Source organism: Paenibacillus sp. GCM10028914 (assembly GCF_042666275.1).
Classification (GTDB): domain Bacteria; phylum Bacillota; class Bacilli; order Paenibacillales; family Paenibacillaceae; genus Paenibacillus_AQ.
Window position 1 is genome coordinate 271239 of sequence record NZ_JBHTFO010000017.1, and the last position, 25351, is coordinate 296589.

At 46.7% G+C, this 25351-nt stretch carries 17 protein-coding genes; 3 read left to right on the plus strand and 14 right to left on the minus strand.

What is annotated here, in order from left to right; genetic code table 11:
* Positions 1-14: 14 nt before the first annotated feature.
* Entirely contained in the window at positions 15-3755 is a 3741-nt protein-coding gene (locus ACFQV5_RS18720; RefSeq protein WP_379248887.1) for a glycoside hydrolase family 2 TIM barrel-domain containing protein, read from the minus strand.
* 266 nt (positions 3756-4021) lie between these two features.
* Positions 4022-5479, minus strand: a complete 1458-nt coding sequence (locus ACFQV5_RS18725; protein WP_379248888.1) for a sulfatase family protein — start codon at positions 5477-5479, stop codon at positions 4022-4024.
* Positions 5480-5619: 140 nt separating this feature from the next.
* On the opposite strand from ACFQV5_RS18725, the gene ACFQV5_RS18730 reads away from it, so the two are divergent.
* A complete protein-coding gene (locus ACFQV5_RS18730; RefSeq protein WP_379248889.1) occupies positions 5620-6483 on the plus strand; it encodes an AraC family transcriptional regulator in 864 nt (287 codons plus the stop codon).
* 161 nt (positions 6484-6644) lie between these two features.
* Here ACFQV5_RS18730 and ACFQV5_RS18735 read toward each other — a convergent pair whose 3' ends face one another.
* Positions 6645-8102, minus strand: coding sequence for a sulfatase family protein (locus ACFQV5_RS18735; RefSeq protein WP_379248890.1), 1458 nt, complete (start codon positions 8100-8102; stop codon positions 6645-6647).
* A 252-nt stretch (positions 8103-8354) separates the two neighbouring features.
* Here ACFQV5_RS18735 and ACFQV5_RS18740 point away from each other — a divergent pair, with 252 nt between their 5' ends.
* The gene (locus tag ACFQV5_RS18740) at positions 8355-9260 is read left to right on the plus strand and encodes a helix-turn-helix transcriptional regulator (RefSeq protein ID WP_379248891.1); all 906 of its coding nucleotides are present in this window, start codon (positions 8355-8357) and stop codon (positions 9258-9260) included.
* A 135-nt stretch (positions 9261-9395) separates the two neighbouring features.
* Here ACFQV5_RS18740 and ACFQV5_RS18745 read toward each other — a convergent pair whose 3' ends face one another.
* The 9 genes from ACFQV5_RS18745 to ACFQV5_RS18785 form a co-directional block, all read right to left on the minus strand.
* Positions 9396-10259 (minus strand): carbohydrate ABC transporter permease, encoded by an 864-nt coding sequence (locus ACFQV5_RS18745; RefSeq protein WP_379248892.1) that lies wholly within the window; start codon positions 10257-10259, stop codon positions 9396-9398.
* A 13-nt stretch (positions 10260-10272) separates the two neighbouring features.
* Positions 10273-11157, minus strand: coding sequence for a carbohydrate ABC transporter permease (locus ACFQV5_RS18750; RefSeq protein WP_379248893.1), 885 nt, complete (start codon positions 11155-11157; stop codon positions 10273-10275).
* Positions 11158-11187: 30 nt separating this feature from the next.
* On the minus strand, positions 11188-12513 hold the full coding sequence (locus ACFQV5_RS18755) for an ABC transporter substrate-binding protein (protein ID WP_379248894.1): 1326 nt from the start codon (positions 12511-12513) through the stop codon (positions 11188-11190).
* A gap of 168 nt (positions 12514-12681) precedes the next feature.
* Positions 12682-13884, minus strand: a complete 1203-nt coding sequence (locus ACFQV5_RS18760; protein ID WP_379248895.1) for a response regulator — start codon at positions 13882-13884, stop codon at positions 12682-12684.
* Positions 13842-15554, minus strand: coding sequence for a cache domain-containing sensor histidine kinase (locus ACFQV5_RS18765; RefSeq protein WP_379248896.1), 1713 nt, complete (start codon positions 15552-15554; stop codon positions 13842-13844). The genes ACFQV5_RS18760 and ACFQV5_RS18765 overlap by 43 nt, the downstream gene beginning before the upstream one ends.
* Before the next feature lie 149 nt (positions 15555-15703).
* The gene (locus ACFQV5_RS18770; protein WP_379248897.1) at positions 15704-18721 is read right to left on the minus strand and encodes a glycoside hydrolase family 2 TIM barrel-domain containing protein; all 3018 of its coding nucleotides are present in this window, start codon (positions 18719-18721) and stop codon (positions 15704-15706) included.
* Between the two features lie 119 nt (positions 18722-18840).
* Positions 18841-19992 carry a galactonate dehydratase gene (gene dgoD, locus ACFQV5_RS18775; protein ID WP_379248898.1) on the minus strand — a complete coding sequence of 384 codons (1152 nt, stop codon included), beginning with the start codon at positions 19990-19992 and terminating at the stop codon, positions 18841-18843.
* The gene (locus ACFQV5_RS18780; protein ID WP_379248899.1) at positions 19973-20650 is read right to left on the minus strand and encodes a bifunctional 4-hydroxy-2-oxoglutarate aldolase/2-dehydro-3-deoxy-phosphogluconate aldolase; all 678 of its coding nucleotides are present in this window, start codon (positions 20648-20650) and stop codon (positions 19973-19975) included. Before ACFQV5_RS18780 ends, dgoD begins: the two co-directional genes overlap by 20 nt.
* 11 nt (positions 20651-20661) lie before the next feature.
* The gene (locus ACFQV5_RS18785) at positions 20662-21615 is read right to left on the minus strand and encodes a sugar kinase (RefSeq protein ID WP_379248900.1); all 954 of its coding nucleotides are present in this window, start codon (positions 21613-21615) and stop codon (positions 20662-20664) included.
* Positions 21616-21900: 285 nt separating this feature from the next.
* Between ACFQV5_RS18785 and ACFQV5_RS18790 the strand changes: the two genes are divergently transcribed.
* A complete protein-coding gene (locus ACFQV5_RS18790) occupies positions 21901-22566 on the plus strand; it encodes a FadR/GntR family transcriptional regulator (protein ID WP_379248901.1) in 666 nt (221 codons plus the stop codon).
* Between the two features lie 277 nt (positions 22567-22843).
* Here ACFQV5_RS18790 and ACFQV5_RS18795 read toward each other — a convergent pair whose 3' ends face one another.
* Both ACFQV5_RS18795 and ACFQV5_RS18800 read right to left on the minus strand, forming a co-directional pair.
* Positions 22844-23200 (minus strand): hypothetical protein, encoded by a 357-nt coding sequence (locus tag ACFQV5_RS18795; protein ID WP_379248902.1) that lies wholly within the window; start codon positions 23198-23200, stop codon positions 22844-22846.
* 233 nt (positions 23201-23433) lie between these two features.
* A complete protein-coding gene (locus ACFQV5_RS18800; RefSeq protein ID WP_379248903.1) occupies positions 23434-25062 on the minus strand; it encodes a glycosyl hydrolase in 1629 nt (542 codons plus the stop codon).
* Positions 25063-25351: the final 289 nt, after the last annotated feature.

Sequence of the window (25351 nt, forward strand, 5' to 3'; positions counted from 1 at the left end):
AATTTTCAATCCTATCAGATCTTGAAATAAACTCGATATTCGGCAGTTTTCTTACCATCCTCCGACCGAGCAATCAATCTCGCTGGCGACGATGGTGAAGCTGCAGGTACAACCGTTATAGAGGTATTGTCTATCCCAGCCCCGTTGATAACTGGAACTTTAGCTCCACTTTCAAGTTTTACAACACACTCATGGATGGCACCTGGTTTGGTCACAAAATCACCAATAATGCTCTTACCGTCCAGTAATATATCACTAACCTTAACCTCAGTATGTGCCTTCGGAAGCTTGTCGAATATTTTCACCTCAGTCACACCAATGGCCTTACCCGGTTTGGCAGTCATATCAATTCTGATGGCCGATGTTCTGACTGGATCAAATGTATAAGCATTCGGTTGTTTCGATACCACAGCCAGCGGACTCTGCATATTCGTTACCTCGACCCATTCGCTTCCTTGCATATAACTGATCTTAAGCGAAGCAGGAGATGAGCAATCCCGGTCCTCATACCAGTGTAGCTCGACTTGATCCACTACATATTCCACAGGCCCGTAATCCCCAAATGTAATGGATATCCAATCAGAAGAGCGTGCTGCTTCAGAGTGATTCGTCCACCGGTTATTCGGATATTCCTCATACGATATGACATCGTCATGGATCACCTCGACACGGTTAACCGAACCCACTCCGCTGCATTCATAAGAAGCTTCCGCCTTCGGATAATCGTACCCGTTCTTCGCTCTGCTTATATTATGCATGACCCCGAATTCTTCAGTCACTCGAATCCATGCTTTGGCCCTCATATCTACACCGGCAACGATACCTTCAATCTCGAATTCAGAGGCTGTTTGAAGGCGCTCAGCAGAAATCTCGTCCCACTGAACTTCTTGGCGTTCCTCTGTTCCATCGTTAAAATATACGGTTACCGATTCAGGGAGATGTGGTTGACGGTTTTCCAATACGGCCATACTAACCTGTTCCAAGGCAATTGCCGTTCTAACCACAGTTTCCTTATCAGCTGTCAAGTTGGCAGAATCACTTGCCCCCTCCCCACTATCCGTACGGATATGGAACGAAAGCTTCGGCGTTGTCATCACAACGTCTCCATAAGTAATCGTCGCCGTTACGCCGGCCTGCCCTTCTGCTGCTGCAAGAAGCCTTCCGTTCTTGATTTCGGCGGCACTGCTATCAATTTCATAAGTTATAGATACGACTTGAGGTAATTCAGCCAACTCCCCATGACTAAAAGTTCCGATGACGCCAAGGTCTACTGTCTCATTCACATTTAACTTCGTCTGAGAAGCCGTGATATCGACTGAGATCAGCTTGGTTAAAGGCTCTTGATCCTTCGTGGAAATAACAACATAGCTGCCGGTAAGGCCTGCCGAACTCGCCTGCAGCACACACTCACCAGACTCCTTCAGAGCTTGTACAATAGCGAGCGCTTTACCATTAAATGCGCTCCTCTTGTTATCCTTATACCGCTCGATGCTAGCCGCATCCCCGTTATCAACACCAGCCAGGATGCCTTTACCTGAAACACTGAATTCGATCAGGTGATCAGCTGTAGGCACAATATTTCCCTCATGATCCACAATATCTGCTGTAATGAACGCAAGGTCACGACCGTCAGCATTTATTTGGCCACGATCTGCGGTTAATCGGATCGCCAACGGTTCTCCAACCGATTTAACACTTGCTTCTCCGATAACCTGACCGTGTTCATCCTTGGCTATAGCGGTCAATGTCCCCTTTTCAAAAGGAACCGACCATTCCAGATAGGTCTTACCGTCCGTAGTTTCTAAGTATACCTTTCCCCACGATGTTGTCTTCGCCTCAAAGCTTCGCTCGCCCAACGACTTGCCGTTTAGCTGTAGTTCGGCTTTCCGTGCATTCGTATATACGAGTACCCGAACGGTCTCCCCCTCACTCCAATTCCAGTGTGGCAGGATGTGCACCACCTTCTTCTGGCTCCACTGGCTCTGATAATAATAGTAAATATCCTTCGGGAATCCGGCTGTGTCTACCGCCCCAAAATAAGAACTCTTAGATGGGAAGGCATTGTAATATGGCGTAGGCTCGCCTATGTAATCGAATCCTGTCCATATGAATTGTCCTGCAATATGTTTAGAATCACGATCATGTATCCAAGCGTCCTCAGCTGTTCTTCCCCAGGCCACAAAATCATTATCATAGGACGATTGCTGCCGGTCATCGTAGGTCGTGCTCATGTTATACTCATAGGAATGTGTATAAACGCCTCTTGAACGTGTTGCCGATGAAGTCTCTGAACCGTAGATCTTCCATTCCGGATGCTGCTCATGATATCCGAGATAATTATTTTCCGAATAATTAAGGCCAACGACGTCGACTTCGTTAAAAATAGCCTCAATATGCTCGTTTAACGGTGTGACTGATACCTTATCGCCTCGCGTTTTATCTTCCCCGATTGTCGTTGGCCTGGTGGTGTCAATCTCCTTAACCCACTTCACCAAACTTCGAACGATTTCCACCCCTTCTGGACTGGTTGTGTCGTATATTTCATTGCCGATCGACCACATGATAATGGAAGGTTCATTTTTGTTTCTATCTACCATTTCCTTGGTGTCATGCTCTGCCCATTGAGCGAAGAAGCGACCATAGTCATATTCTTTTTTCGATAGATTCCATGTGTCGAATGTCTCCTCTATAACAAGAAGCCCAAGTCGGTTGCAGATTTCGATCAGTTCGGGAGCAGCAGGATTATGGGTAACCCGAATGGCGTTGACGCCCATATCCTTCATGATTTGCATTTGCCGTTCCACAGCTCGGTCGTTCACTGCCGCACCCAAAGCCCCCAAATCATGGTGCATGCAAACTCCATGCAGCTTCATATACTGTCCATTCAGTGAGAATCCTTCATTCGAATCGAACGAGAAATAGCGTAACCCGAACTTAGTTTCATAAACATCCATCAACTGTCCATCAGCTACTACTTCTGTGACCAATCGATAGCGGTTATCCTCACTTGTGCTCCACAGCTTCGGATTATGAATGTAAGCACGGTCCTCAAATTGTCCAATGGCACCGCTCTCAATAACCATATCTTCGGTTTCTGAAGTCGCTACTACATTTCCGTCCCCATCATAAATCACCGATTTCACCGTCACAGATGATTGATCCTTTGAATCATTCTTCACCTTCGTCTTCAGGCTTACGCATGCCCTGTTCTGCTTGAGCTCCTCCTCCAAATCAGGCGAAGTGACAAAAGTTCCGTACCTGTCTACATGAACCACGTTCGTAACCGTAAGATACACGTTTCTATAAATCCCACTTCCGGAATACCACCGACTGCTTGGCTGAATGTTCTCCACCCTAACAGTAAGCACGTTCTCGCGGCCATCCGTAAAAACTTTGTCGGTTATGTCATAGGTAAAAGCATTATATCCGTATGGGTATGTTCCAAGCACCTCACCATTCAGATAAACGGTGCTGTTCATATATACCCCCTCAAAATCGATGGATAACTTCTTCCCTGCAGTCCACTGAGGTAGCGCAAACGTCTTACGGTACCATCCAATTCCGCCGTCCAAATATCCCCCCTCATGTGTCGAAGCCGACTCTGGATTAAAATCCAGCTCAATGCTCCAATCATGCGGTAAATTCACCCTGCGCCAAGCCGAATCGTTGAAACCTTTCTGTCTGGCTTCCACAAGGCTCTCACCGTCTTCTAGTTGAAACCGCCAACCTTCACTAAAGTGTAATTTCCTAAGCATTGAACCCAGCTCCTTTACCTGTTGTTAAGTTCGCGAAATTTGCTTGAACGAGCTTTCGTATCGCCTTAAAATGTCCTGAATAATCAGCGGCACTACCTAACCATCAATAGTTAAAGCGATTTCATTAACTGTTATCCGTCGTTAACTTTAAAATAGTTCCAGCACTTAGCTTTACTATACAGTCGCTTGACCATGCTCTTCAAGCTTATATTGAGCTTTTTATCTTGACCATGATTTTCTTAAACTTCTGAACCATTCACTGGGTTTTACCAGTTGGTCTTCCGCTCCGGTAGCGGATCCTCATCCTGAATGAGTCGATGCACCAGCTGCTCCATAAGCTGTAGCTTCACTTCCTTGGCAGCCGGCTCAAAAAATAAATTCAGATGTTCTCCGGGATCATTGAAGAGATCGAACAGCTCACCGTAAGTCTCACCCGCGAATATGACCAGTTTATAACGATTGGTTCGCAGACATTTGGCATGAACCCCTCTATCATGCGCGTTGTAAGTAGTTAGTGCCGATGACCGGAGACTGGACGCGCTGCCTTCCAATACCTTGAGTTGCGAAATCCCCTGCACGCCATAAGGGCACTCGTTGCCGATCACCTCAAGAACAGTGGGCACAATATCAACATGCTCAATCAACGCTTCACTTCGACTGCCCTTGGTCATTCCCGGTACGCGCATAATCATCGGAACGCGAGTCAATCCTTCGTAGAACCATGGTCCTTTATACATCAATCCATGATCGCCGAGCAATTCTCCATGGTCACTCGTAAATACGACCATTAGATTATCTTCAATGCCTTTCTGCTTCCAGGCCTCAAGAACTCGACCAATTTGCTCATCGATAAACGTGATCATTGCGTAATAATTCCGGATTACCCTGCTTAGACGGTCACTGGAATACTGGTGCTGTTCCCCGCCTCCAGGCCAGTATCCACGGTCGCCTTGTCGTAATAGATGCTCCGGACGTGACCGCAGTTCGTCTGCTGAGAACTCTTGCGGAAGATCAATCTCCGTATTGGCGTAAAGTTCCGCATACGCCTGCGGCGGATCGAACGGATGATGCGGATCGACAAAGCTTGTCCAAAGGAATAACGGCTGTGCCGGATCATGGGCTTGTATAGCCTCGATGCTCTTTTCAGCTGTCCAGTAGGTCTGATGCAACTCTGCAGGCATATCGCTTTCCCACACGTCCCCGTCTGCGTTCTCTGTACGGCAGCGATTCTTGATAAAGCGATCAGCCACGGCAGAATCTTGCGCCCGAAGCCAGTCAAGATATTCGCCTGTCGCGTTATCTTCAGAAATATGATGCTCATCGAAACCATAATAAGTGCCATCCTTCTCCCGGCCGCGATCTCGGTAACTTACCTCTTCGGATTCGGTGGAGAAATCGGTTTTACACTGTGGACGGAAATGCATCTTACCTACGCCCACCGTCCGGTAGCCTGACTCCTTTAGATGATCACTCAGCGTCACTTCGTCCTCATTCAAAGAGACGCCGATATTCCATGCTCCATGAACATGCGGGTAACGTCCCGTAAAGATTGAAGCACGAGAAGGAGTGCAAACAGGGCTTGCACAGTAAGCACTCGTAAATACTGTGCCTTCGGAAGCGAGGTGATCCAGTACCGGGGTCTTTACCTTGGGATTTTCGAAGCCTATGGTATCGGCTCGCATTTGGTCCGTTGTAATCAGCCATACATGAGTTTGTTTTGTCATAATCCGTTTTCCTCCTTGATGAGGGCTATAAATGGGGATTTAGCCCGTTTTTATCCTATGCTACAATGTAAGATGAAGGTCGTATACAAACATTCGACTCACTTTTATAACAATCCTGATCACTCGAAAGAGAGAAGGTCATGAAATTGAATCCGTATCCGTATTTCTATAAAACCATTCCCCATACACCAAGCCAAATGGCCAAAGAATTCCTGTTCTTTGTGCATGATCTGGGATGGTACCAATGCCAGCCCGATTATCGGGTGAAACGTATCTTTCAGCCGTACTCGATTCGGCTCGTTCTACGTGGAAGAGGGTATGTGGTATGGCGGGGCAAGACGCATTCGGTCAGCACGGGCCAGCTTCTCCTGCTGGATTTGACTGAAGAGCATGAATACTACGCCGACCCGGAGGATCCATGGGAGATTATATGGGTTCGCTTCGGCGGAGCCCAAGCTGTGGATTATTATAGGGCACTCCAGTGTGCCAAAAATCCCGTCCTGAACGTACGCGATTTGGTACTGGTGAGGCGACTGTTCGAAGAACTGGTGTCTCTATTTGAGAAAAGACCGCCGGGCTATGAATTTACCGCTTCGTCGCATCTGACCCAAATTTTTACCGATGCCGCCATCACCTTGGCAGAACATGACCATTCCACGAATAGAGGAGCACCACTGCGATATCCAGAGCATGTTCACCAAGTAATTCAATACATTGAAGAGAACTACCGCCTTCCGTTAACGACGGAAGAACTCGCGAACCATGTATTCATCAGTCCAGGTTACTTATCTCGCACATTCAAACTCGCCACGAGCTGCACCGTTACAGAATATATCATCAAACACCGGCTGCGAGTCGCCAAGAAGCTTCTTACTCAGTCCGAGAACAGTCTAGGAGAAGTTGCTCAAGAGGCAGGATTCTGTAGTCAAAGTTATTTTTCTAAACTCTTTAAAAGGGACGAAGGTGTTTCGCCTCTCCTTTATCGCCGTAGTATGAAGAATTGAATATGAAATCGTTATCCACTATCTCCATTACTAGAGAAGTGATATTGAACCGCCCCTGTTATGTACTGGTCTGACATTGAACAGCGGCTAGCTAGTTATGCTCGGCTAGCCGCTGTTCAACAATTAATTTTTATCCGCATAGCATTACGCCGCTCGCTTAACTATAAACGGCTAAACCTTTCCCCTTCGGACCGACCATCCCATATCGGTGCAAGCTGCCCGGAACCGCTAACCGGTGCATACACACCATCGCGCTCCGGCACCACGTATTGACGGAACCAGTCAGCCAGACGCGAACGCATATCGTTAAGGCAATCCTTGCACGTCGGATCATCCACCCGGTTCACATTCTCTTCGGGATCATTTCTCAGATCATACAGTTCATGAGGTCCATAAGGGTAGCGATGAACATACTTCCATTCCTTCGTACGGATCATTCGCACCGGTCCGTATTCATCGAAGATGACTACGTCCTCGCGGCAACTGTTGTCATCACCGTTCAATAGCGAAGCAAAGCTGACACCTGGCATAGCGTCCTGTTCAGGGGCGGTGATTCCAAGGTAGTCGCACAGCGTAGGAAATATATCATATTGGCTGACCAACTCATCACATATACTTCCGGCTGGAATCACTCCGGGATGTCTAAATATCGCCGGCACCTTAACCGAAGTATCGTACATGTTCAAAGGAAATGTCCCATTACCTTTACCCCAAATTCCGTGATGCCCCATGTTCATCCCATTATCACCCATGAAGATGACAAGTGTATCCTCCTTGTGACCGAGCTCTTCGATACGGGATAAGATGCTTCCAATGCCCGCATCCATCGCGGTGACAGATGCATAGTAGCCCTGTAGCAGTTCCTTGCGCTGCTCTCCTTGCCCTGTAGGACAACTCGGCGATAGATCAGGATGCGTAGGCAGATCAGGTACGGAGTTGAAAGAGCAATTTTCGTATAATTGAATGTATTCCTCAGGATGCTCCGAACGATCCCATGGCGAATGCGGTGCAGTATAATGCACGCTTAAGTAGAATGGTTTCTCTTCTTTACTAAGCTCATCCAAATAATGAAGTGCATGTTCTGTAATCAGATCCGTAATATACCGATTCTCAATCTTGACTTGTCCATTCTCCACGACGTCAGGTGCCATGTAGGAACAGCCCCCGCGCGCGATGGTAAACCAATTACTGAAGCCCTTCTGAGGTTTCGTGCTGTTTCCGAGATGCCATTTTCCGCTCAGTGCACAATTATACCCGCTGCTAGCAAGCAGTTCCGTGTATGTAAGCTGTCCTTGCAAGTATTCGACTGCGCTTACTTCACCCGGAAATTTCCCTCGAATATCTTCATTGATCTCCGTTATATTCACATTGCCGGAGCTGATCCAATCATGAACACCATGCTGGGAGGGAATTTTTCCTGTCAGAATCGATGCACGGGCAGGTGAGCACACGGGTGAAGCACAAAAAAAGCTATCAAACCGGGTGCCCTCCTCCGCCAAGTGATCTAAGTGTGGGGTCTGTATTTCATGATTTCCTGCACTGCCCAATGCCCACGCACCGTGATCATCTGCCAAAATAAAGACAATATTCGGCTTTCTGCTCGTTTCTTTATTTATCATCCATCTCTCTCCTCGTAGTGTTTTATTGAAAGCTCTTAGTGCACTACACATAACTAAACCTATCATGCAGCTGATCTTCTAACTATGGCGTCAACGACGGTCTTTTTGGCATTTTTTACGGTCCAGGATTCGGCATCCCTGGTTCGTCAGTCACAGACAACAAGCCTTTAATACAATGACGAAGATTGCCTAGAATGCTATAATGATTAGCAAAATGGAAGATTTCACTAGTTATTACTTGGAGGAAAATAGATGAAGTCCATGATGGATACAAGTGTTCAAGTACTTAGGCTTCAGCTTCATCTACGATGGGTTAGAAACATGTTAAAGCCGGACAAGTTCTCCTTTGGTCCCGGAATCAGTCCATTCCCTGTCTTTTGGATAGTTCTCGAAGGAACAAGGGAGATTGAAGTCGCGGAACATATATATCGAATTAGTCCCGGCAACCTCATCCTCTTTCCGCAAGGTGTTACATATCGGCTGCTTCCAGACACCTCAGGAAACCGATTCCACTACTTGTCACTTGGCTGTGATGTGAACCTGGGACCCTTCAGCCTTACAGAGGTGCACCCCATTCCCCTTATTACAGCTCAGTATAAGCTCGGTGATCTGGCAGCTCTGACACTTAGATGGAAGCACCTTATCGAACGCTTCGAACAGTTAGAAATGGAGACAAGTTCTCTCGTAGAATCCTCCTCTCCTATGTTCATGCCTAATGTACCAACATCGATTGCTTGGCTAAAGGTGCAAGAGGCGCTGCATCAGTGGTTTATCGAGTATCTTGCCTTGCACGAACCACATCTCCCCGAGGCTGAACATAACCTAGATCCCCGAATCACGAAAGCGTGCGTCTATATACGCGAGCATGTTCATGAGATGATTCGCCTGGAGGACCTTGCCGCACATGTTTATCTCAGCCCTAGTTACTTCAACTACTTGTTTCGGCAAACGCTAGGGTTACCTCCAATCGAATACTTGCGCAATTATCGTATACAACTTGCCAAGGAGCTTCTCATTCGTACCAACTTAACCGTGAACGAGATCTCCCGCCGAGTCGGTTACGATGATCAAAGCCAATTCAGCCGATCCTTCCGTAAAATGGTAGACCAATCTCCACTCTCCTACCGCAAGGCATTGCAAAAAGGTGAACCATTCTAAATCATGGATGCGAAGGACTTCTTCGCCTCGGATTGGTCTCTATCCGTGTCCCCTTAACGGCGTCTGGCCTCCCTACAATCTGGTAACAAAAAAGAGGCTGATCCGTAAGGATCAACCTCTTTCTGGGCATAAGCATCAGCCTTTGATCGCACCGTCGATCATTCCGGCAATCAATTGCTTCTGGAAGATCAATACGATGATCAACAGCGGAAGCACGCTGATAACCGAACCGGCCATAATGAGATGGTAAGGTGTATTGTTACTGTCCTCAAGCGCCTTAAGCGCAACGGACAGAGTCATATTTTCCTGGGATCTCAAAATTACGGATGGCCACAGGAAGTTATTCCACTGCTTCACGAATAGAATAATCCCCAGTCCAGCAAAACCCGATCTTAGATTCGGCAGGACGATTCGGCGGAAAATTTTGAATTCGCTACAGCCGTCGATGCGAGCGGCCTCCATCATCTCGTCGGGAAGGGACATGCAATACTGACGCATGAAGAAAATCCCGAAAGCATTTGCCAAATCCGGCAGAATTACGCCCCAAATGTTGTCGATGAGATGCATGTTTTTATAAATCGAGAACAATGGAACCATGGTTGCTTCATGTGGAATCATAAGCGACGCCAGCACAAGGACAAACAAGAACTTCTTACCTTTAAACTTGTACTTGGCGAATGCAAATCCGGCCAAACTACAAAATATTAAGGCGATTATAGTAGATGTTGTAGATAACAGGAAGCTGTTCCACGTAATGATCCCGAACTTTCGCTCCACGAATAGCTCCCTGAAGTTTTCCCAATGCAGCGTCGACGGAATCCAGATCGGCGGATTTATGAAGATCTCACTGATGTCCTTTAACGATGAACTGAACAACCAGAACAACGGGAACAAAGTAAACAGGGAGACAATGACCATTAATGCAAAAGCCAACGACGATGACCAGATACTTTTGCTACCGGAAGTGGCTGCGTCTTGTAATTTAAGTGTTTTTCCCATAGTATCCTCCCGCCTACTCTTTATCGTCGAAGATACGCATTTGCAACAAAGAGATAACCATCATGAGAATAAAGAAGCAGACAGCGATGGAAGATGCGTAACCGAAATTAAAGTTTTGGAAGCTTTCTCTGTATAGCATGAGCACTGGAGTTAAGGTTGAGTTAAGCGGCCCACCTTGGGTCAGAATGAACGGCTCGGTAAAGAGCGAGAACGTTCCGATCGTAGAGAGTACCGTACAGAACAACAACATCTTTTTGACCAGAGGGATGGTGATATAGAAAAAGCTTTTGATTTTCGTAGCTCCATCCACGTATGCGGCTTCATACAAATCCTTCGAAATGTTCTGTAAGCCCGTAAGGAGCAGCAGCATATTGTAGCCGAGCCAGCGGTACAACACCATCATCGCGACAGAGAACCGAGCCCACCAAGGAGATTCCAACCATGGTATGGGATTGTCAATCAGACCTATATTTCTGAGTACATTGTTGATCAGTCCGTCCTGAGTATTCAATAACAGAATGAAGACGAAGGAAACGGCGACGACGGAGACGAAATTCGGTACAAACAGCGCCATCCGGAAAAAACCCTTACCTACCATCCAGTTGGAATTTAACATCGACGCCAAAATCAGTCCCACAAACAGCATTAATGGTACATACATCAAAAAGATCAGCGTACTGTTCCAAAGCGACAGCCAGAAGTCGTTGTCACTAAACAACTGCACATAATTATCAAACCCAATAAACAGCTTCTCTCCAGATCCATTCCAATCCGTCAAACTGATATAAATCGAATACAGAATCGGATACAACGAGAAGATAAAAAACAAGATGAAATAGGGTGATATGTAGATGTAAGGAGCAATCTGCATCTGCTTGTTCCACTTGGATGACTTCATATCGTTCCCTCCAATCCTATCAAAATGAAGTTAGTTTCTCTTTGTTTTGCTGCGCAGCTCATCAGCCATGTCTTTTAATGCTTTTTCCGAGCTGACATTGTTCAGGAATACCTTCGCCCAGACATCGGTCATCAGCTTGTTAGCCATAGGAAAATCCGACGTATACGCAAGCGGGTATGTGTTCGCCAGCGACTCTCCATATAATTTGCGGATCGGCTCATTGTTGAAATACTCGGACTTTTCCTCCAGGGAAGCATCATCATCATTCAACATCATAGCCGGGAACAAACCTGCGTCTGTCATCATTTTGATTTGGGACTCTTCGTTTCCGAGCATGAATTCAATAAACTGCCATGCCTCTTCGGGGTGTTTGGAGTTTTTGTTAATCGCCAGGTTTGCTCCACCTTGGTTCGCACCTGTATATTTGTCGTCCTTGGACCATTTAGGCATCATTGTGACGGACCATTTACCTTTATCTGCCGGAGAATACTGGTTTTCAATGATCGCATCATGCCAGGAACCGCCGACAATGGTCGCAATTTTTCCATCGCGGATTGCATTTCCCCAAGGATCTGTGTTAGCACGGGCATCAAAGACAAGCCCCTCTTTCTGCATCTTGATCAGGAAATCGGCGCTTTCCTTGATTGCAGGCGAATCAACGGCGACATTGCCTTCATCATCGAAGTACCACAAACCACGTTGCCACATCATCGATTCAAACATCCGGTTGCTGGAATTCGTCTTAGAATCCCCGTACATCATCGCTCCCGTTTTGTCCTTGATCAATTTTGCCGCTTCGTAATAATCGTCCCAAGTTTGAATCTTTTGTGCTACCTCGGCAGGATCAGTAGGTAATCCGGCCTGAGCGAACAGATCATTGCGGTAGAACATTACGACTGGCCCACTATCCCAAGGCATCGCGTAAACTTTGTCGTCCTTGGTGGCATCTCTCCATTTATAGGCACTCATCTTGTCCTTGTATGGAGCGACCTGATCAGTGATGTCAAGCAATGAATCGATTTGTACGATTTGAGACAAGTTGGTCGATTCCACGGCAATTATGTCCGGTACCGCATCTCCGGTACTCGAAGTGATTAAATATTTGGAATACAAATCCGTTGATTTCATTGTCTGGAATTCGACTTCAATATTGGGATACTTAGCCTTGAAGGCTTCCATATTCAAATCCAGCCCGTCTTTCGCGGTCTCCCAGATCCAGGCCACTAATTTCACCTTCTCGTTACCTGTAGCGGGGTCTTTGGATTCCACCTGTTTGTTGTCAGATGAACAGGCAGCAGTTAGTAAAGAAACCAGCAAACAAGTGATGAGTACGTACAATACCCGTTTTCTTTTCACGAATGATACCCCCTATGTCAATTAGATCGTTGCTTGCATGATTAATAATAAATCCTCTGAAAGGGCTTTCACACCGACAGATGTTTGATTTAAGTGCGATCTTTTCCGATAAACAAAAAAAATACCCGGACAAGCCGGGCAACGGTGTCTATTTGTTTGATTTAGTCGTCATTTTGTTAGCATTCGATATTGAACTGGTGTAATCTCCGCCTGTTTCTTGAACCATTTGGAAAAATACTTCACATCTTGAATCCCGACTTTTTCCGCAACCTCTTCCGTACGAATCGAGGTCACGCTCAGCAGTTCTTTAGCCCGTCTCAGCTTCCGTTCAGAAATAAATGAGATGATGCTGCAGCCGGTAGCCTCTTTAAAAATCGTGCTGAAATAGCTGCGGCTGACTCCAATCTTCGCAGCCACATCTGCAGCCCGAATATCCTGGTCCAGATGCTCTTCAATGAAGTCAATCGCTTGAATAATATCTTCTTTATGGGCTGTACGGAACAGTCTGGTGCTCTGTTCCACCTGACGGATGCGATGCAGCCGACTCAAGGAATCCAGCCAACTTTCAGTACTCGAAATGGGCCTACTTTGACGCCACTCCAGATCACGATGATTTATTTTCATCTCTACTAACTTGGCCAAGCCATAATCTAGAACTTCCGGACTGCAAGCTAGAAATGCAGAATCCCCGTCGAATTCCAGCAATTTCAGACAGTCAGAATAACTCTCGGGAAAATCCTTCCAGGGACTGAGCAATTCTTCTAGCGGACCTGATGCCTCCCCGGATTGATAGATGTGGATCAGATAGGAATAGGACAACATCCACTTCCACTCCGTACGAAGTCTCTTTAGCAGAAAATCCTTAGCCGAGTAACTCTGCTTGCCCAGCCATTGATTTATGGACTTCTTCACCGCATCTGGCGACTTTACTTCCGGTTCCGGAGTGACCCTATTTTCTCTCGCAGGCTCCATATATTTGCGATAAATCAGGTTCAAGGAAGCATTGATATGATCGTCGTCCATATCCGTCTTGACGATATAATCTTCAACGTTCAACTGAATACCGAGCTTGGCATAGTTAAAATCCCGGTGACAGCTCAGGAACAGAATCGCCGTATCGGGAGCTTCTTTTCTAATGTTCTGCACCAGCTCGATCCCGTTCATTTCAGGCATCACGATATCTGTAATCACCAAATGGGGTCGATGCTCCAAAAATTTCTGCCAACCAATCCTGCCGTTCGGAGCATCATCCACGACGGTCATATGATGCTGTTCCCAATCAATTGTCATCCTCAGCCCTTTCCTCACCAGTTGCTCGTCATCTACAATCAATACTTTGAGAGGGAATGGGTTTCCATAGTCTTTGGCCATCTCAGTGTCACCTTCGTTCCTTGATTTCTGATTGATTCTATCGATAGTCCATAGGTATCCCCGTAATGAAGCTTTAACCGTTCATCAACATTCCGCAGGCCTAATCCACCCCGTTTGCCTGGCACTTTCTGCCCGGTTCCGATGTACTTCATATGCTCTTGAGTAACTCCTACGCCATCGTCTTCCAATATCATGTACAACGTATTTTTTTCCTCGAATATATTCATCCAAATGTTCCCCTGCCCGTCCTGAAAACCATGGAAAAATATATTCTCCAACAGTGGCTGCAGCACCATGCGTGGAATCAGGCAGTCTTCAAGCTCAGGCTGGACCTCAAGCTGGAAGGTAAAGGAGTCATCAAAACGGAAACGCTGGATCTCAATGAAGTGCTTGGCGATTTCGAGTTCCTTCCGCAAAGAGAGCAGTGTTTGCTTGAAGTTCAGGCTCCCGTCCAGTACAACGATAAGATGCTGAAGCATCTTTTGGATTTCAGGCTGCTTCGCCAGCTTGGCTTTCCATTGAATCGAATTTAACGTATTGAATAAAAGATGCGGATTGATCTGATAGTGTAAAGTTTTCAGTTCAGCGTCACTTTTCAGCTTTTCCGTCCTGCTGATCTCATGAACTAGCTCTACGAGTTGCTCCGTCATTTTGTTGAACGATTCGCTTAAGAACCCAAGCTCGTCCGCCGACTTAACAGGTGTACGGATTAGCAGGTCACCTTCTCCAAACCGACGCATAGAATGAGCCAATTTCTTAATAGGCATCGTAAAGCGGATCGAATATAAGCTTGCCATCATAACGCCAAGCAGAACTGCCAGCATAGAAAAGATAACCGAATACCGCAAGATCACCGAAGATGACTCGTAAAAGGTGTCACGGGGAACTCTTGCTTCTGCTACCCAGCCCTCCGTATCGAGATCGCGGGACCATATTTTATCGTCTTCCTGACTTTCATATACCGACGTAGTTTGCAATAATACATTTCCGGAAGCGTCAGTAATTTGCAGATGGGACTTGGTGTCCAATTCGAACGATTTAATTAGCCCCAGCACTGTATCCGCTTTCATATCGATTAACAATCGGCTGCCCTCTGGCAGCCCAAAGGATTTGTTTAACGGCACCACCATGCTGATCATATATTCATTATCAGGTGTAGAGTAATAATCCGGTTTATGAATCACAACATGCTTATTGAAATAATGTGACATGTCAGCCCAGGATGCGGACGCGGATAGGCTTTCTGGGTTAATGTAATTATTTCCGACCACCCTGCCTGAAGGCGTAATGACGGCTACCTTGAAAATATTCGTGCTTTCCAAGGATGCAATGTAATTCTGAAAATCCCGCTCCTCCACATATTGCTCATACGTGTTCGGGACTTCATCCCCCACAATGATGGACGAAGAGATTAAATAGGATAGGATATTACCAATGATATAATCCATTTGCTTAAAATTGCTATCGACATGCAACTTGAGCTGATCCACAGCATATTGCACGTAACTGCCGAACTGAGAATTCACGACTTTGGATGACTGGTGAAAAGAAAAATAACCAAGCGCTCCTACCGGGAGCGTGGCTACAATGAAAAAAGCCAGCATGAGCTTCGTTCTGACGGTGCCTGCTTTCCTGATGCGGGTAATCATCCTCTCAAAAATACGCTTCATGATATACCTCTTCTGTCTTCTTTCTACAAGAGTTAGTTACTATACAACTTGTGAAGTTACCGAATCTTCACAGTATATCAAAATCTGAAATTTGAATAAATGGTGCCCCTAATTCTTTCGAAAAAGGAGACACCATTATATAGTACTTTCTAGTCTTCTTTAAACAGAGGCATGATGTTTAGTTCGAAGGTGAACTGCTTCTCATCCAATCGGTAAGCCTCCAGCAATTCTGGTCCGCATGAATTGGAGCCTACGCCGCTCATCTTGTAATCCAGATGGAGTATCGTTTCATCCCGGCGGACAAGTTCGTAATCATGCTGGGCCAGGGTTAAATCTTCGGGCGTATAGTGACTTGCGTTGAACGAGAATGGTCGATTGCTCGTAAATTTCAGACCCATGCCTTGCTCGTTCGTCGCGATTACCCAATCCGTATTATCATGCGAACCGTTCTCTTGCGGCATGATATACGGCGTATACAGACCATCAACCGTCGTCAGGTATTTGCTTTTGAGCGTGCTTTGGCTTTTGTCGATATAGCTTTCATGCGGCCCGTTTCCGAAATACTCGACTTCCTCAGCCCCCGCTGGCATCGTAACCTGCAGGCCGAACCGGGGCAGGAACAACAGATCTTCTCTGACGGTAACCTCCGTCTTCAGCTTGATTTCCCCGTTGCCGGTAACCCTCCAGATCGCTACGCCGTGGAGCAATGGCGGTTTAATGTAGGCTCCAAGCGAATAAGCGACCCGGATTAGCACAGAGTTCTCATCCCGTTCGACTACTACCGCTTCATAAATATGAGGAAGCGCGAGGTCATAGCCCTCTTCCATCCATTGTCGCTTCACTTTACGGTCATTATCTGTCGGTGCTCTCCAAATATTGAAGCCTAAAGGCTTGTGTATCATTTCAACTCCATGTTTTGTTATGGAGGTAAAGGTACCTTGATAGAGATCGAATATATGGCGGAAATCGAAACCTTCAATCGTTATTATCTCATCCGCCTCTGTAACCTGAAGCGGCTGATAAACAAATTCGGGTTTTTCATCAGTACACTTCCGGATTTCAACCGGCAACCTGAACTGTTCGGAACTCACTTCATGTCCGGCTTCAGACCAGAGTGTATTTTCTCGCAAACGGCAGGAGACGGTCAGGTAGAAAGCTTCCTCCGAAAACTCAGGCAAATCATAATCCAGCTTTACGAGCTGTGAAGTATGCGGAGCAACTCCGCTTAATACGAATTGACCTTGCCGGTACAGCTCGCCTTCTTTTTCAATTTTCCAGTAGAGCGTAAGATGCGAGAGGTCTAAGAAGTCGTATAGATTGGTAATTCGAACAGCCCCAGCGGCCAAATCGTCCTGTTCAATACGGATCGGAGCGATCACCTTCTTGAGTTCCAGCAATCCCGTATGAGGAACCCGATCGGGAGAAACGAGTCCGTCGATGCAGAAGTTCCCGTCATTCGGCTGATCTCCGAAATCTCCACCATAGGCATAATACGGTGTGCCTTGAGCGTTCTTCGTCAGGATGCCATGATCGCTCCATTCCCAGACGCAACCGCCCATGAGCTTTGGATACTTATAGATAACGTCCCAGTAATCCTTTAAATCACCTGGTCCATTCCCCATCGCATGGCTATACTCACACATGAACATCGGCTTCGAGCTGTTCTCATCCTTCGCATACGCTTCAATGTAAGCTGGCGAAGAATACATCCGGCTTTCCATGTCCAGCACTTCCGTGTCCGGACTTCCAAAGTGCCGTGGATCGGAACCCTCGTAATGAACCGGTCTTGAAGCGTCCCTGGATTTTGTCCATCTCGCCATCGCCATATGATTGACGTCATAACCGGATTCGTTCCCCATCGACCAGATAATGACGGAAGGATGGTTCTTATCCCGCTCCACCATGCGCGAGGCACGTTCGACAAATACATGTTCCCATTCTGGAAGACGGGTCAGCATATTGAAATTCCCGATCGCATGAAACACTCCATGGCACTCGAGATCGGCTTCATCGATGACATAAAATCCGAATTCGTTGCACAGCTGCAAAAAACGAGGATCATTCGGGTAATGGGATGCCCGGATCGTATTGATATTATGCAGTTTCATTAGCTTCAGGTCCTTGATCATGTGATTAATCGGAACCGTTTGTCCCAGCTCGGGATGGGAATCGTGCCGGTTGACTCCTTTTAGCTTAACAGCAGTTCCGTTAATCTTGAAGACGCCTTCAACGATTTCAATCTTCCTGAACCCAACCGCAAAATGAAGAACCTCGTCCGCCGCTGTTATGTATAGATTGTATAGATATGGGGTCTCAGCACTCCATAGATTGGGACGGTCGATTTGAAAGGATACGCTTCCTTTTCCGGCGACAGTAACGGTTTCACTGTGCAACAGTACTCCGTTGGCATCGATAAATTCGATCTCCGCCTCCGCTTGTCCGGAGGCCGTAAGCTCGCAAGTAACTGTCCCGGACTCATAATCTTGATCCAGTTCGACCCGGTTGAATACATCGACAATATGCTCTGGATTCCGGGCAAGCAAATACACGTCCCGGAATATCCCCGAAAATCTCCACAAATCCTGGTCTTCAATATAGGAGCCATCGCACCACTTCAGCACCATCACCGCGATTTTGTTAGTGCCGGTATGAACGTAGGGCGAAATATCAAATTCCGCAGGCATGCGGCTGCCTTGACTATATCCGACCCAGATACCGTTCACCCACAAATAGAAGCAAGAATTCACACCTTCAAAAACGATATATTTGCTTTTCGCTTCCCATGCGCTGGAGATATTGAACTCTCTTACATATAGTCCTGCCGGATTATCGTTAGGAACATAAGGGGGATCGCAGGGAAACGGATAATTGACATTCGTATAATGTAACTGGTCGTACCCATTGACCTGCCAGCATGAAGGAACAATCAAGTCGTCCCATTCGCTGACATCTGCATCAGCCCGGTAAAATGCATCGTCAACCTGCCGAACGGACTCCTTATATTTAAACTTCCAATTTCCGTTTAGCGTTCGATAAAATGGGGATCTTCCCCGTTTTTGCTTGCGGGATGATTCCGTGTCTGAATAGGGAATATAGTAAGCCCGGGGAGCTTCACGGTTTTGCTCAAGCACGTTCAGATCTTCCCAGTATTTTGGAATCTGGATCATTGTGGTTCTCCTCTCCGCCAATTGCATTTGGTTGGTTATATTGTATATGAAGTGAAAGGGCTCTCATACCGACGCTTGTCCGATTACGGAGTCATTTTGTTCGATAAGGCAAATTCAATCTACCATTCCGCCACTGATCCGTCCTGATGTCTCCAAACTGGGTTTCTCCAACGGTGAGGTGCTTCCTGTGCCATTTGGATTACATACTCTTCATTAACGGTAATACCTAACCCCGGTCCTTGTGGAATTTTCACGAACCCGTCGTCATAGGAGAACACGCCGGGATCGACAATATAATCCAGCAAGTCGTTGCCTGCATTATAATGAATCCCCAGACTCTGCTCTTGTATGACCGCATTGTGCGCCGTTGCATCCACCTGCAAGCAGGCTGCCAGCGCAATCGGCCCTAATGGGCAGTGAGGTGCAACGGCAACATCGTAAGCTTCCGCCATGGCAAAAATTTTCTTGCACTCTGTTATTCCTCCAGCATGTGATAAATCCGGTTGAATGATATCGACGTACCCGTCTTGCAACAGAGTCTTAAAATCCCAACGGGAGTACATCCTTTCTCCGGTTGCGATCGGAGTACTGGTGTGATTGGCAATTTCACGAAGTGCCTCGTTATTTTCCGGAAGCACGGGTTCTTCGATGAACATAAGCCGGTAAGGCTCAAGCTCTTTTGCCAATATTTTAGCCATAGGTTTATGGACGCGTCCGTGAAAATCAACACCGATCCCGAAGTCCGGCCCCGTCGCGTTCCGAATGGCAGCTACCCGTTCTACGACCTGATCCACTTTTGAATAACTATCAATATACTGTAATTCTTCCGTGGCATTCATTTTGATAGCCGTAAAGCCCGCCTGCTGTTTTTCCAAGGCAGCCAGGCCTACATCGGTTGGTCGATCTCCGCCGATCCAAGAATATACACGCATGGAATCACGGCAAGCACCGCCAAGCAATTGATGGACAGGGGCATTGAACGCCTTCCCTTTGATATCCCATAATGCTTGGTCAATACCTGCAATTGCGCTCATTAGAATCGGGCCCCCGCGGTAAAATCCGCTCCGATACATGACCTGCCAATGATCTTCAATACGTAGCGGATCTTTGCCGATCAGAAAATCCATTAACTCACTAACCGCAGCTTGTACCGTGTGAGCCTTGCCTTCGATGACGGGTTCACCCCAGCCCACAATGCCTTCATCGGTTTCGATTTTCAAAAACAGCCAGCGCGGAGGTACGATATAAGTACTAAACTTTGTAATTTTCACGGTTGATCTCTCCCTGTTCTCTTGCTTGATGAATTGCTTGTATGAATTGCTCTGCACGTTTGGTGATGTCGTCATAACGTTCTTCTTCCATTGCTTTCTTATCAAGCAGCGAGCTGCCAAGTCCAACCGCAACAGCTCCCGCCCGAATGAACTCGGCCACATTCTCCAATGTGACTCCACCCGTCGGCATCATAGGTATATGACCCAGCGGCGCCGATAGTTCTTTGATATAATTCACACCCAGAGAAGAACCCGGAAAAATCTTGAGCAAGTCGGCTCCATACCGGTGTCCCTTCACAACCTCCGTTGGCGTCATGACGCCTGGAATAGAAATTACATTATGTTTGATGGTGGTCTGTATCGTTTCCTCATCCAATATTGGTGAGAAAATAAACTTTGCTCCAGCTTCGATCGCCTTTACTGCGGTTTCGGCATCTAGAACAGTCCCTGCGCCGACCAAAACCTCGTGTCCGTACCTTTCGTTTAACGACTCAATCATTTCAAAAGCCCTGTCGCTATCCACTGTGATCTCCAGTGCTGTCACTCCACCCGCCACAAGCGCGTCCGTAATACGGACTACCTTGTCATAAGGCGGTCTGCGCACAACAGCAACAACACCGGATTTCTTAAGTAGCGATAACATTTCATATTTCTTCATATCGTCACCCCTTAACGTTGAACGTTCTGATAATTGGCTTGTCCAGACAACATCGCTTGAAGCTCTTCTTCATTGGGAAGGCCTTCGGTATCACCTTGAATGCCTACTACGATCGCTCCGACAGCGTTCGCTCTGGATACGGCTACTGGCAAATCATCCTTACGGAGCAGCCCACTAATGAATCCAGCAGCGAAGCCATCGCCCGCCCCTACGGGATCGATCTCTTCAACGGAAATGGATGTCACATGCCCTCTCTCCGTCAAAGATTGATAATATGCCCCATCCTTGCCCAGCTTTACGACAACTGCCTTAGCGCCAAGCTCAAGAAAAGATTCGGCTATTTCCTTAGGACTAGGCTGCCCTGTCAGGAACTCGCCTTCATCTAATCCGGGAAGGATATAATCGGCTCTTGCTGCCATCTCAAGTAGTCTGGTTTTTGCCGTGTCACGATCCCAGAGCTTCCACCGGATATTAGGATCGAACACAATGCATACTTGATTGCGCTTTGCTACATCCATTGCGTGCATCGTCAGCTCAAAACAACTTTCACTCAAAGCCGGAGTGATTCCGGTAACATGCAGAATCTTTGCCTGGGCCAGGTAAGACTCATCCAGATCCTCTTTAGTCATCAAACTTGCCGCAGACCCTTGGCGATAATAGTACACCTGCGTCTTTCCGCTGGACCTGCGCTCTTTAAAGAACACGGCCGTTGGGGCTGCATCAGTATATGTACAGCGGGAAGTATCCACACCTTGGCCCCTGATGCTCTGCATTATGTAACGCCCAAAGGCATCCTCTCCCAGTTTGCTAAACCAGCCAGCGGAATGCCCTAATCTCGCCAGCCCAATCGCCACATTCGATTCAGCCCCTGCCATCTGTTTATGAAACTGATGCACATACTCCAACGGCAATTCCCGGTCTCCACTAAACAGGACCATCGACTCGCCGAAAGTTATTACCTCCATCCGAAGAACCTCCTAGGTCTCAGCAATTGATCGCATGCTTAACTTTACGAAAATAGATAGTATCTATATCGAGAAATAATATGTTTATCCATAAAATAATAGATTATTTTCGTATAAATAAGCACTAAAGTATAAAAATTGACTTCTTTTAACAAAATAGATACTATGTTTATGTTGATATCATATTATCTTTAAACAGGGGTGTCAATACACTATCTCATTCGCAGGGTGATGTGGAACTATGTTAAAATAGATCCATATATGAACTTACAGGGGACGCCGAAGATGAAAAAAAATACGTTCACAACGACGATAGATTTACTAAAAAAGAAAATCGTAGAGGGAGAGTGGCCACCCGGTTCGAGGCTTCCCACCCTCCAACAAATCTCCAAAGAATTGGAGGTCAGCGTCACTACCGTCAGAGAAGCGTTGAGGGCACTGGAGAGTCAGGGGAACGTGAGCATTGAACATGGCCGGGGTATGTATGTCCGAAATGACCCTTTATTGTTGGAGGACCCTACCGCGAATTTGAAAGAACTCGGAGATGTTTCACTCGTCAAACTGCTAGAGGCCCGAATATTGATTGAGCCTGAACTGGCCGCATTAAGTGCAGAACGGGCTACGCATACAGAGGCCAAGCAGCTTCGAGAACTGGCGGACACGATGGTCCTTCAGATGGAAGACGGTGGTCCATTCCTGGATACGGATCTCGCTTTTCACCGGTTAATTGCCGAGTCGGCTCAACATCCCGTCCTGCTGCGGATGATGGAATCGATCTACCCTTTATTATCTGAGGGGCGCAAGCAAACCAATACTTTACCCCATATGAGAACCAAGGCTTCCAACTATCACATCCTGATCTCAATCGCCATCGAAGAGCGGCATCCGGAGCAGGCTAGACAGCTGATGCACTATCATATCCATGACATGCTTCAAGCATTAAAAAAATAAAAGCTGTAAAAACGTATAAATCCCTGCTGCCTTTGCTACAGGGATTTACGTATTGAGATTTCTAACCACAACGCGAGGTTATATTGAATAAATGGAACATGAAAAAAGCTGTGAAAAGCTTGAACCGTATTATGTAAGTTTTTATTGATTATATGGTGTCAAGGAGAACTGAATGCCTGACAAAAAAGCCGTTTCATACAGATTTTCTGTTATGAAACGACTCTTTTCTTTTGCCAATTTGTCTAAAGAGAACAAGTTTCAGATGGTCTTTATCCGCTCATTCACCAATGGATCCGGCTTCACGCGGGTGCCTGTAAAATTCGATCATATTGATAAAATTCACCTGATAATTCTCCTCCACTACATGCAGGTCATACAGGCGGCCATGGCCGTCATCCTTCATGGCGAATACAACATCATGCCGAACCGAATCCATTATCATTTTCCCAATAAACTGATGCTCGTAATCCGCATATTTCCGTGTATATTCCTCTGTAAATTCCATCAGCATCCTGTAGGATCGTTCGACGGCTGCGTTAACCAGGGTTACGCTTCCTTCTTCTACATGGACAGCTGTATAATAGTTGCCGCGGTCATCCTGTATTAAATCCTTAAATGGTTCTATTTTCAGCATGTCTGCCTCCTTTATATCACGCCTTATATATCCGCCATTATATACCCACCCATTAGTATATCCCCCTCAATGCATCTTGAGAAGCAGCGGAACACATTGAGCAGGATGAGTGCCTTTCCTGGTCTGAGCTTACGACCTATAAAAACTTTCAAACGTTTTCGTAAGACGACTATTTAAACGTAGAATAAAAAAAGAACCCTGTTTAGAAGCAAGGTTCTTTTTCCGATAAAAAGTTATTTCACCGTCACTTTCACCTTCTGCGTCGTCACCAGCTTGCCTTTGTTGTCGTATGCTTGCACGACGATTTCAATCTTTTTGCCTTTGTATGGACGGAAATCAATCTCGGCCTTCCAAGGAAGTGCCGAGGTACTGGCAAGCGTACGGCCACCAATTTTATAGGTGACCTTCGAAAGCATGGGGGCCCAGGTTTTTACATAAGCAGACACCTTCAGCTTACCGGCATTAATCGTGCTGTTGTTGATCGATTTGTAGGATATAGGGGATTTCTCGCCGATTGATCCCAGATAGAACGGATTCGCAACGGCCCTTTTGTATGCCTTGAGCAGCTTGTCATTGGCCGAAAGCATATAATATTTGATTCGTTCCGTAGCATTACCGTTGCTGTCGAACCAAAACACGCCCTTCACTTTCGGATAGACCATTGGCAGAGAAGCGTAAAACTCCTGCATCTTGTACACCGCCCACTTGGTCTTATCCTGGTGTTTCTCCTGGTACATATAGGACACGCCGCCTTCGGAGATGAATACCGGCTTACGATCCGCATATAGCTGATAGATATGGTCAAACTTGTCCAGATGGCTTGATCGGTCTTCGCCCTGTTTCAGCGGATCAAGAGACGGGTCAAAAATCGAATACAGACTTACGCCGACCCAATCCACATAGGCGTCACCCGGATAATAGGACTCGATCGTATACGTCGGGTTGGCACCCGGCGCCCATACCATCGCCACATTGTCCTTTGCTTCTTCCCGAAACACCTTTGCAACCAGACGAAACTTCTCGATATATTTCTTCGGGTCACCATTCCACTTCACCCAGGCACCGTTCATCTCATTGGCAAAGCGCAGAAAAACGGGTACGCCCGAATCTCCGATTGTACGCGCCAAGTTTCGGAGGCAGGCATCATCCTTAACCTGGTCCAACCCCTTGATTGGCTCCAGTCCAATTTGAAGCGCCGTGCCACTAGCCGCCGCACGTTCTAAGTGTTTAGCCAGCAGAGAAGGATCGCTGCCATAGTTGAAGTATAGAAGATAGGCTGCATGTTTCTTCCCCGTCATGAGTGGGAATTGCTCGGTAAAGTATTTGCCCTGCTTCGGGTCGTTCACCGCCTTATCCAGTTCTGCATACGCACCGATCAATGCGCCATTAGTTGGTACAAATTTTGTGCCGCCATAGGTTGTTCCTCGGCTAGCCGGCTGCTCCACAAAAAGCTTTGCTGTACTGCGCAGCAGATTGGCCTTCCGCTTGGCAGCTATGCTGATCTGCGTCTGGTTCGCCCTCCCTGAATATTCGGCCTCCAAATCCCAGTTGGCTACCGCATTGTCGTACTGCTTCAGCCCTTTATAACAGTCGCCGATCCGGCGGTATATCTGAGCAGCATTACCGAATTCTTTATCCTTTATAAATGTCGGTCCAATCCGCTTGTATTTGGCTATTGCCTCGTTATACTTACCCTTGGCCTCCAGCTTCTGCGCTTCCTTGTATACTGTCCAGACGCTGGCCGCCTGTGCTTCATCTGTGTTGAAGGGCGTTAGGCCAAGCACCATAATAGCCAATGCTAACACCATTTTAAGCAGCCACGCTGCTCTCCCTGACCTAATTTCTAGTTGCCTTCCTTGCATGATGTTTCCCCCGTCTCTTCTGTGTCCGTGTAGAATGGTGATGAAATATGTTGAACATTGTCAAATAAAAACAAAATTTATCATACCAGATTATACCACTGAGGGGAATGAGCAAAATCTAAGAAACCTTCTAGGAGCGGTTCTCTATGATGTGGAATGTCAGCAAACTTCTTTCAACAATATAAGCGTGGCGCCCGTCGACGTGTTGCGTTATTTTTTACAGTAAAATAACCTCCCGTAACTGTGCATACGGCTACGGGAGGAGTTAAGCTTTCGTTTCTATTACTTA